The sequence below is a fragment of the Dolichospermum sp. LEGE 00246 genome (assembly GCF_015207865.1).
GTDB lineage: Bacteria > Cyanobacteriota > Cyanobacteriia > Cyanobacteriales > Nostocaceae > Dolichospermum > Dolichospermum heterosporum.
Genome location: NZ_JADEWA010000197.1, coordinates 1 through 9,230 on the forward strand (window position 1 = coordinate 1; position 9,230 = coordinate 9,230).

Here is a 9,230-nt window from a genome sequence, read left to right on the forward strand (position 1 = left end):
GGGTTAGGGAGGGGTAAAACATTTAATACGGCAATCATGACTTTTCAAACACCCTCTTAGACTGGGGAGTGTCAAACATCCCATTAAAGAATTAAGTAACTCTGCCATTTGGATTGAGGATCTTGATGGGTTTTTTCTGGTATTAATAACCGCCAACTTTTACCTTCTTTTTGAATTTGTAGATAAACTTCAAAGGGTTTTTCAAGTTGTTTAAAACTGCGTTTTGGTAGTTTCACGGTAAAGTCGTAATTTCCCTGTACCCGATAAGCTGGTAAGTTTTCAATGGTGAGGGGTTGTTGTTGAATAATAGATATGCGCTGAATATTAAATTTTTGGAAGTTTAAATCTAGCTGTTGGTTAAGTTGCTGTTGGGTTTGTTCTAGTTGCAGGGCGATCGCTTTTTGCACTAATTCCGGTGTCGGTAATAAGGCAATACTAGTACAAGCTGTCAGCAAAATTATGAAAATTGTTGTAAAAATTAATTTAATCATCTTTAATTTCTTGTGAATGTATTTGCATATATCCTCATTAACCACCATTCACTGGAGGAATTAAAACCACCTCATCACCATTTTGGAGAATAGTATCTGGTTCAACAAATTGTAAATTCACGCCGAAACGGGTTATTTCTCGCCATTTGCTTAATTTTGGGTGTTCAGCAATTAGGCGATCGCACACAGCTTGAACTGGTGTACCATCAGGAAAATCTAAGACTAGTTCAGACACATCAAAAGCTTCTTGATAAACAGCAAATAACTTAACGGTGACAGCGATAGATTGGGACATATAATTTTTTATACAACCTGATAATTTAATTGTTGGGGATTATTGTAAAATGAGGTTTTACTCATTATTCCCAGTCCACCCCAAATGGCAAAATGACTACGGTTACAGATTTGGTCAAAGGCAAAGTTAATTTCTGATGTGCGTCCGACAAAATGTTCTGGAGGAACTGGTTTACCTGGAAAAAAGGGATTGGCCATGGTGAATTTGAATAGTTCGAGAAATTAAAATTATTATGACAATATACTATCAGTAGTGTACTTGTTTTATCTCTTAGAAGCAATATGCAATCTGAATTCAACTTTTTTCAGCATTGGTATCCTCTCATACCAATCGAAGATATTAATCCCCAGCGACCAACATCCCTAACTCTACTGGGAATGCGCTTGGTGATTTGGAAACCTACTAACTCAGAAACCTATCGGGTATTTTTGGATCAATGTCCCCACCGTCTCGCACCATTAAGCGAAGGTAGAATAGAAACTAAAACAGGTAACTTAATGTGTAGTTATCACGGTTGGGAATTTAATGAAAATGGCATTTGTCAGCGCGTTCCCCAAGCAGAAAACCCAGAAATTATTGCCAAAAATAAAGAAAATTTTTGTGTTGTTTCCTTTCCAGTTCGTCAACAACAGGAACTACTTTGGGTGTGGACAGATCAAAAAACAGCAGCAATAGCTGAAAATACACCTTTACCTTTATCACCCCAAATAGACGCAGAAAAAGGATTTGTGTGGTCGAATTATGTTCGAGATTTGGAATACGATTGGCAAACATTAATAGAAAATGTAGCAGATCCTAGTCATGTTCCTTTTTCTCATCATGGAGTTCAAGGTAATAGAGAAAAAGCTAGACCTATACCTCTTAATATAGTCAAATCAACCATTAATTTAATTGAAGTAAATATCGAAAGGGGTTTACCCACAACTATTACATTTGAACCACCTTGTAGATTAGAATATACCATTAATCTTGGTAATACTGGCAAAAAATTAGGTTTACTGGTGTATGCTATTCCTGTATCTCCTGGTAAATCAAGAATAGTTGCTCAATTTTCCCGCAATTTCGCTAAGACTTTACATCGCTTTATTCCTCGTTGGTGGAATCATATTCATGAAAGAAATCTAGTATTAGATGGGGATATGATGCTACTAAATCAGCAAGAGTATTTATTACAGAAGAAACAATTACATGAAAGCTGGAAAACGGCTTATAAATTACCAACAAATGCTGATAAATTGGTAATTGAATTTCGTAATTGGTTTGATAAATATTGTCAAGGTAAATTACCTTGGCATGAAGTAGGAATTAATGTGAGTGAACCTACATCTATTAATGATAATCATGGGGAAATGTTGGATAGATACAAACAACATACCCAGCATTGTAGTAGTTGTCGCACCGCAGTTAAAAATCTAGAAAGGTTGCAAATAGGACTTTTAGTATATTTTGTAATTGTTATATCTGGAGTAGCTGTATTACCAGATTATTGGCGGTTACAGCTAGGTTTGCCATTGGTAATTACGGCACTTTTAGGTTTAGGCGCTTACAGTTGGCTGAAATTTTCGCTCATTCCTAAATTCTACTTTGTAGATTACATCCACGCAGAGAAATAAACAATTCAAAAATAAAGAATGAATCAATAATAAACTCTTACCAATCACCCATTACCCATTACCAATTACCAATTACTAAAGCTTTAATTCCAAACGTTGAAAATCTTGCTGAACTTCAGACCATAAAGTTTTATTGTACGGGTCAGTTTTTAAGGCTTTTTTCAGATAAATTCTGGCTTTTGGGAGTTGTTTTTGCGTAATTAAAGCTCTTCCCCAGATTTGATAAGCGATCGCCAACCATTGACGCACCTCCCCATCCCCCGGTAAACGCGCCACTAAAGCCTCTGCTAGAGCGATCGCCTGGGGAAACCGTTTTTCCTGTAAAAACCGCTGTAATTGCTCATAAGTCTTCCACTTTAACCGCTGTTCAATCTCCTGCAAATTTTGTGGACGAGGTGTAACCATTGTTTTCGGTGCTGCTGGTTGAGTTTGCACTTCTGTCGCACTAGTCCTTGGGTTAATTTCCTCCGGCGGTAAAACCGTTTGGAGAAACTTATAAGCCTCAGTTACCGCAATAAACTTATCTTTTGCTTTGAGATCATCTGGGTTGATATCAGGATGATACTGCTGAACCAACCGGCGATAGGACGCTTTAACATCAGCAAAAGAAACTCCCGACCTTAAACCTAATATCCGGTAATAATCTTCAACATCCATGTTGCTTCGTTTGACTTCAATTCAAAATTCAAAACTAAAAATTCAAACCGAGAAACTCAGACTTTTGAACCTTACAGCTTGAATTTTGAATCATTTTCCCCTATTTAAATACGTTCTTCAATCACACGATCAATTAAACCGTATTCCTTAGCTTCTTGAGCAGACATAAAAAAGTCACGATTCATGTCCTTCTCGATTTTCTCTAAAGATTGACCAGTATTATCAACATAAATTTGATTTAACTGGTGACGAAGCCGTAAAATCTCCCTAGCCTCAATGGCGATATCGCTTGCCTGACCACGAGTTCCACCTGAAGGTTGATGAATCATAATTCGGGAGTGAGGCAAAGCCATCCGCTTCCCCTTTGTCCCCGCAGCCAACAGAAAAGATCCCATAGAAGCAGCTAAACCAACACAAATTGTCACCACCTCAGACTTAATGTGTTGCATAGTGTCGTAAATCGCCAATCCCGCAGTCACCGAACCACCGGGAGAATTGATATACAAATAAATTGGCTTAGTTTGATCATCAGAATCTAAATAGAGCAAATAAGCGACAATCGCATTAGCGATACCATCATCTACTTCCTCCGTCAAAAAAATAATGCGCTCCCGAAATAGACGATCTTCGAGATCGATCCATTGTTCATAGGTGCTACCTGGGAGACGATAAGGAACTTTGGGAATACCAATAGGCATAGGACAATTTTAGTGAAGACTATGAGAATAGAACTGGAGAATTTCCGTCAAAGTTGAGAAGCCAGAATCCAAAATAGAGAGCAAACTCAAATAGAGCTTGGCAAATTCTTGGTACTTTCTAGCACCCGATCAATTATTCCGTATTCCTTCGCTTCCTGGGGAGTCATATAGAAAATACGTTCACTATCTTTCGAGATTTTTTCGGCTGTCTGTCCCGTATTTTGGGAAAAAATATCAAAAATTATCTTTTCTTTCTGCAACACCTCTTCCGCATTCACTTGAATATCTGTTGCTTGACCCTGAGTAGCCACACTAGACTGAGTCAGAGCAATATTGGCATGAGGTAGACTGAATCTTTTTCCCTTCGCCCCAGATGATAGAATCAATGCTGCCATACCCACTGCTTGACCCAAACAGATAGTAATAATTTCTGACTTGATGTACTGGATTGTGTCATAAACTGACAAACAAGCCCTAATTGACATCATTCCCAAACTTTCATCCATACCAGCCAGCACAGGATCACCCAAAGAATTGATATAAAGGTAGATTGGCTTACTCTGATCGTCCGACTCCAGATACAGCATGGCAGACATCAGGGAGTTAGCCAGAGTCGTATCCAGTGGACGATTCAAGAAGAGAATCCGCTCCTGCGCCATCCGTTGATCAATACTGACCCACTGCCACTGGTTACCACCAGGAATGTTATAAGGAACTTTTAGTGATGAATCAACAGCCATAGGGATAATTAGAAGAAATTAGAGATGATGAGAACCAACTTAAACAATCATTGGTAAAGGTTTCGGCAGATCCTTCATGCTTTCGAGAACGCGATCAATCAATCCGTATTCCTTGGCTTGTTGGGGAGTCAAATAAAACATCCGCTCAGTGTCCTTGGCAATCTTGTCGGCAGACTGTCCAGTATTTTGAGAGAAAATATCCAAGATAGCCGTTTTGTTGGCTAAGACTTCCTTGGCGTAAATTTGAATATCTGTTGCTTGACCTCTAGTACCACTGCGAGGTTGATTCAGGACAATAGTGGCATGAGGTAAACTAGCTCGCTGACCCTTAGTTCCGGCAGATAGAATCAGTGCTGCTGTTCCCAATGCCTGACCAATGCAAATTGTATGTACGGGTGTTTTGATATAGTTAATAGTATCACAGATAGCAAAAGCTTCCGTTTCGTAGCCGATCGCATCTCCTGTATACCAAGATGTACCCGTTGAATTGATGTAAAAGAAGATTGGCTTGTCTGGATTATCAAATTTCAGATAAAGCAACTGAGCAATAATTAGCTTGGTTACATCAACGCCCATTTGCCGTTTGTATTCATCTGCTGAAACTAAAGGCATTCCCAGATAGACAATTCGTTCTTTTAAAAGTAGAGAAGCTAAATCTGGTGGCGGTGTCCGGTAGGAACTATCGCCGTAGTAAGAAGCCTGAACTGACTTGATGGGGGAATTTTCCATAGCAACTGATGATCTGAGATTATGCCGTTAATGTATTACATCCTAGCGCGATGCTCACCCAATTTAGGGTGCGGATTTCTCCCTGATAGTGAAAAAAGCTAGATTTTAGTGAGTCCCGCCAAAAAAAAATCCAGCCTATCCCAAAAAAGTCAGAAAGTAGGGGCGCAGGTCCTGCGCCCAGTCATCCCCATCTATACACCCAGTCATCCCCATTTATACACCCAGTCATCCCCATTTGTACACCCAGTCATCCCCATTTATACACCCAGTCATCTCCATTTGTACACCCAGTCATCCCCATTTGTACGCCCAGTCATCCCCATTTGTACACCCAGTCATCCCCATTTGTACGCCCATCAATCCCCATTTGTACGCCCAGTCATCCCCATTTGTACGCCCGTCAATCCCCATTTGTACACCCATCAATCCCCATTTGTACACCCATCAATCCCCATTTGTACACCCATCAATCCCCATTTGTACACCCAGTCATCCCCATTTGTACGCCCGTCAATCCCCATTTGTACGCCCATCAATCCCCATTTATTGTTCTTTTTGAGAAAAAATAACCTATTTACGCCATGATGTCCTAAGATGCTCCCAATTGCTATTACCTTATCTGTAAAATGCGTTACGTTTTCCCTCAACTGATAAATGTAGAATTTAGATGAAGTTATCACCACTGAGACTTCTGGGAGGAAAAATAACGTTAATCACTAAAATTCCTAGTTGTCTGGTTTCGGCTGATAATTAGTAATTATTAATTGTTAAAATTCTTACCTATTTACTCAAAAGTTTTATTTTCTCTTGTAAACTTTAACTTTTGAAGTTTCCCACATCTTCTAAAAAATAAGATGTGAAATCTCAACTACTAATGATTTATTAAATCTACCAATTATTGTATCCCAGGTTGCTTTGAGACAGAAATTTTCATGTCAAGATAATACACTTGAATAATCACAGAGTGTAGTTTATGCAAGGTTAATCATACCCAACAATAATTATAAACTTGCCAAAACAAAAGCCCAAAAAGGTGTAAGTCTTACATAAAGTTTGCTGTGGATTTTAATTACAGCTAATTTACTTTTTTAGTTTCATCACCATAATTCAGATAAATAGGTTAAATATCATGTCAAGGGTGAATGAAAAATCAAAATCCCCAGAAAAGGCACTTGAGCAGCCGAAAATTTGGTTGAGTATTGCCGTAGCTTTGCCAGTAGCTATAGCTGCTGGGTTCTTAGCTACAGCGAGAATGGAACAATTAAAAAAACTGACTTCTGCTGTATCTGTAGCCCCAGTTCCTAATAGTATTACTGCCATAGGACGCTTAGAACCAAGAGGAGAAGTAGTTAAACTTTCTGCTCCAGCGGGTTTATCAGGGAGTTCACGAGTCCAGCAACTTTTAGTCAGAGAAGGACAACGAGTACAGCAAGGACAGGTTGTGGCAATTTTAGATAGCCGCGACACTAGTATGGCAGTAGTAGAAGAAGCCAAAGCTAAATTGCAAGAATCCCGTGCAAATTTAGCCCAAGTTAGTGCTGGTCCACCCAGAGATGCTCAAGCTCAAAGATTCATTATTTCTCGGTTACAAGCCCAATTAGCGGGGGAAAAAGAGGCTCAACAAGCGACAATTAGCCGAATTGCTGCCCAGTTAAGTGGTGAGAAAGTTGCCCAACAAGCCACAGTTAATCGTTTGGAAGCGGAACTACTGGGACAAAGAAATTCCTTGAAAGCTAATATGGAGCGGATTAGAGCTGAACAAAGAAACGCTCAAGTAGATTATGGGCGCTATGAATTTTTATACAAACAAGGTGCTATTTCTCAGCAAGAACGCGATCGCCGCCGATTAAGTGCGTTAACTACAAATCAGCAGTTAATCGAAAGTCAAGCTAGTTTAAAACGGGCAATAGATACCATTCAACAGCAAGTTTCCGAAGCTAGAGCTAATCAAATTAAAACCCTAGCCACTTTACAACAGCAGTTAATTGAAGCCACAGCCAACCGCAACAAAACTGTCTCCACTTTACAAAGACAAATAGACGAAGAAAGAGAAAGATTGAGCAGAATATTAGTAGTTAGTCCCCTCAGTGTCCAAGTAGCTCAAGCACAAGTTACTAATGCCATTGCCTTAATGAGAAAAGCTCAAGTAGAACTTCAGCAAAGCTATGTTAAAGCTCCTAGTTCTGGTGAAATATTAAAAATTTATACCAAATCTGGGGAAATCATGGGAGCAAATGGAATTGCGGAAATTGGACAAACAGATCAGATGTTCGTAGTTGCAGAAGTTCCTGAAGATAGTATTAATAAAGTCCGTTTAGGTCAAACTGCTACTATCTCTAGTGACAACGGCGCATTTAACGGTCAATTAAAAGGCAGAATTACATCAATTGGTAGAAAAATTGGCAAAAAAGATGTCTTAAATAATGATCCAGCCGCAGACATTGATGCCAGAGTTGTAGAAGTGAAAATTGCCCTATCTCCAGAATTTACCAAGCAAGTTTCTGGTTTAACTAACGCTAAAGTCACCGTAGAAATTAATGAGAATTAACATCATATTTCTATGCCAAATATTCATGTTCAACTACTTAATTAGTATCCAGATCAAAAGATTTAGAAAATGGCAGTAAAAATACCTTTATCTTGGCTACAACTGACAAGAGAAAAAACTCGCCTAGCCGTAGCTTTGTCAGGTATTGCCTTTGCTGATATTTTAATGTTCATGCAGCTAGGTTTCCGAGATGCACTCTATTACAGTAACGTCAGAATGCACAGTAGTCTAGTTGGCGACGTGGTTTTAATTAACAGTCAATCTAATGCTGTTTTGGCTATGAAAACCTTTTCCCAACGGCGTTTATATAAGGCGTTAGATTTGCCCACAGTTCAATCAGTACATCCTATATATTTAGACTATACAAGCTGGAGAAATCCTGTTACAGGTCGTCCTCGCAGTATCTTAATTTTTGGCATGAATCCAGAAGTTAATCTTTTTGATTTACCCGGAGTTGAGGAAAATTTAAATAAACTTAAACTGCCTGATGTGGTTTTATATGACCGTTCTTCTAGGGTAGAGTATGGTCCGATCGCTGATAGTTTTAATGCCGGAAAAGTTGTCACAGCAGAAGTACGCAGAAGAAAAATTCAGGTGGGTGGATTATTTACATTAGGGGCATCTTTTGGTGCAGATGGAAATTTAATTACCAGTGATGTTAACTTTTTGCGGATTTTTAATAACCGTCAACGGGGATTAATTGATATTGGTATTATTAAGTTAAAACCTGGGGCTGATCCCATAGTGGTAGCTCAAGAATTGCGAAGTTATCTACCTACAGATATTAATGTTTTAACCAAGGAAGAATTTATTGAATTTGAGAGAAATTATTGGGCAAGTAGTACGGCTATTGGCTTTATTTTTACCTTGGGAACAATTATGGGTTTTATTGTAGGAACTGTAATTGTTTATCAGATTTTGTATACAGAAGTCAATGATCATTTATCTGAATATGCTACGCTCAAAGCTATAGGTTACACTCAAAATTATTTACTAACTGTGATTCTTCAAGAGGCTTTTTTATTAGCAGTTGTTGGTTACTTACCTGGATTTGGCTGCGCTCTTGTTCTTTATAATGTTGCTAGAGATGCTACACTTTTGCCTATATTTATGAGTTATAATCGCGCCATTATGGTAATCATGTTAACTATTTTAATGTGTTTTATTTCCGGGATGATTGCTATTCGGAAATTAAACTCTGCCGACCCAGCCGATATTTTTTAGATTGGTTATTGGTCAGTTGTCAGTTGTCAGTTGTCATTGGTCATTGGTCATTGGTCATTGGTCATTTGTCATTTGTCAGTTGTCAGTTGTCAGTTGTCAGTTGTCAGTTGTCAGTTGTCAGTTGTCATTGGTCATTGGTCATTTGTCATTTGTCATTTGTCATTTGTCATTGGTCATTGGTCATTTGTCATTGGTGAAAACCATTCTTCTTCCTCCCCCACTCCCCCTACTTCCC

At 38.8% G+C, this 9,230-nt stretch carries 10 protein-coding genes and 1 pseudogene; 4 read left to right on the forward strand and 7 right to left on the reverse strand.

Translation table 11 applies throughout. From position 1 onward, the window contains the following. Window positions 1–83: 83 nt before the first annotated feature. Genes IQ228_RS14000 through IQ228_RS14010 form a run of 3 tightly spaced genes read right to left on the reverse strand, consistent with a single transcriptional unit; the run spans window position 84 to window position 983 of the window. Window positions 84–491: a hypothetical protein gene (locus tag IQ228_RS14000; RefSeq protein ID WP_027400930.1), complete on the reverse strand. Its 408-nt coding sequence runs from the start codon at window positions 489–491 to the stop codon at window positions 84–86. A 37-nt stretch (window positions 492–528) separates the two neighbouring features. Beyond that, window positions 529–786 carry a MoaD/ThiS family protein gene (locus IQ228_RS14005; RefSeq protein ID WP_015083134.1) on the reverse strand — a complete coding sequence of 86 codons (258 nt, stop codon included), beginning with the start codon at window positions 784–786 and terminating at the stop codon, window positions 529–531. 8 nt (window positions 787–794) lie between these two features. Continuing rightward, window positions 795–983, reverse strand: a complete 189-nt coding sequence (locus IQ228_RS14010) for a hypothetical protein (protein ID WP_193963208.1) — start codon at window positions 981–983, stop codon at window positions 795–797. An 84-nt stretch (window positions 984–1,067) separates the two neighbouring features. On the opposite strand from IQ228_RS14010, the gene IQ228_RS14015 reads away from it, so the two are divergent. Continuing rightward, window positions 1,068–2,399 carry a Rieske 2Fe-2S domain-containing protein gene (locus tag IQ228_RS14015; RefSeq protein WP_193963217.1) on the forward strand — a complete coding sequence of 444 codons (1,332 nt, stop codon included), beginning with the start codon at window positions 1,068–1,070 and terminating at the stop codon, window positions 2,397–2,399. A 75-nt stretch (window positions 2,400–2,474) separates the two neighbouring features. Here IQ228_RS14015 and IQ228_RS14020 read toward each other — a convergent pair whose 3' ends face one another. From IQ228_RS14020 to IQ228_RS14035, 4 genes are all read right to left on the reverse strand, one after another. Continuing rightward, on the reverse strand, window positions 2,475–3,056 hold the full coding sequence (locus IQ228_RS14020) for a J domain-containing protein (protein ID WP_193963225.1): 582 nt from the start codon (window positions 3,054–3,056) through the stop codon (window positions 2,475–2,477). Window positions 3,057–3,160: 104 nt separating this feature from the next. After that, a complete protein-coding gene (locus IQ228_RS14025) occupies window positions 3,161–3,754 on the reverse strand; it encodes an ATP-dependent Clp protease proteolytic subunit (protein WP_027400925.1) in 594 nt (197 codons plus the stop codon). A gap of 86 nt (window positions 3,755–3,840) precedes the next feature. Next, window positions 3,841–4,494, reverse strand: a complete 654-nt coding sequence (locus tag IQ228_RS14030; RefSeq protein WP_027400924.1) for an ATP-dependent Clp protease proteolytic subunit — start codon at window positions 4,492–4,494, stop codon at window positions 3,841–3,843. A 39-nt stretch (window positions 4,495–4,533) separates the two neighbouring features. Further along, on the reverse strand, window positions 4,534–5,223 hold the full coding sequence (locus tag IQ228_RS14035) for an ATP-dependent Clp protease proteolytic subunit (protein WP_027400923.1): 690 nt from the start codon (window positions 5,221–5,223) through the stop codon (window positions 4,534–4,536). 1,129 nt (window positions 5,224–6,352) lie between these two features. Between IQ228_RS14035 and IQ228_RS14040 the strand changes: the two genes are divergently transcribed. The 3 genes and pseudogenes from IQ228_RS14040 to IQ228_RS26655 all read left to right on the forward strand — a co-directional run. Continuing rightward, on the forward strand, window positions 6,353–7,771 hold the full coding sequence (locus tag IQ228_RS14040; protein ID WP_027400921.1) for an HlyD family efflux transporter periplasmic adaptor subunit: 1,419 nt from the start codon (window positions 6,353–6,355) through the stop codon (window positions 7,769–7,771). Window positions 7,772–7,840: 69 nt separating this feature from the next. Then, complete coding sequence (devC, locus tag IQ228_RS14045) at window positions 7,841–8,995, forward strand: ABC transporter permease DevC (protein WP_027400920.1); 1,155 nt, start codon at window positions 7,841–7,843, stop codon at window positions 8,993–8,995. A 30-nt stretch (window positions 8,996–9,025) separates the two neighbouring features. After that, window positions 9,026–9,230: pseudogene (locus IQ228_RS26655) on the forward strand (hypothetical protein); the annotation flags it as partial.

Bases quoted from the DNA above. Each gene is read 5' to 3' on its own strand.
- IQ228_RS14035 (WP_027400923.1), bottom strand. From the start codon at position 5,223: ATGGAAAATTCCCCCATCAAGTCAGTTCAGGCTTCTTACTACGGCGAT.
- IQ228_RS14015 (WP_193963217.1), top strand. From the start codon at position 1,068: ATGCAATCTGAATTCAACTTTTTTCAGCATTGGTATCCTCTCATACCA.
- IQ228_RS14025 (WP_027400925.1), bottom strand. From the start codon at position 3,754: ATGCCTATTGGTATTCCCAAAGTTCCTTATCGTCTCCCAGGTAGCACC.
- IQ228_RS14020 (WP_193963225.1), bottom strand. From the start codon at position 3,056: ATGGATGTTGAAGATTATTACCGGATATTAGGTTTAAGGTCGGGAGTT.
- devC (WP_027400920.1), top strand. From the start codon at position 7,841: ATGGCAGTAAAAATACCTTTATCTTGGCTACAACTGACAAGAGAAAAA.
- IQ228_RS14030 (WP_027400924.1), bottom strand. From the start codon at position 4,494: ATGGCTGTTGATTCATCACTAAAAGTTCCTTATAACATTCCTGGTGGT.
- IQ228_RS14005 (WP_015083134.1), bottom strand. From the start codon at position 786: ATGTCCCAATCTATCGCTGTCACCGTTAAGTTATTTGCTGTTTATCAA.
- IQ228_RS14040 (WP_027400921.1), top strand. From the start codon at position 6,353: ATGTCAAGGGTGAATGAAAAATCAAAATCCCCAGAAAAGGCACTTGAG.
- IQ228_RS14000 (WP_027400930.1), bottom strand. From the start codon at position 491: ATGATTAAATTAATTTTTACAACAATTTTCATAATTTTGCTGACAGCT.
- IQ228_RS14010 (WP_193963208.1), bottom strand. From the start codon at position 983: ATGGCCAATCCCTTTTTTCCAGGTAAACCAGTTCCTCCAGAACATTTT.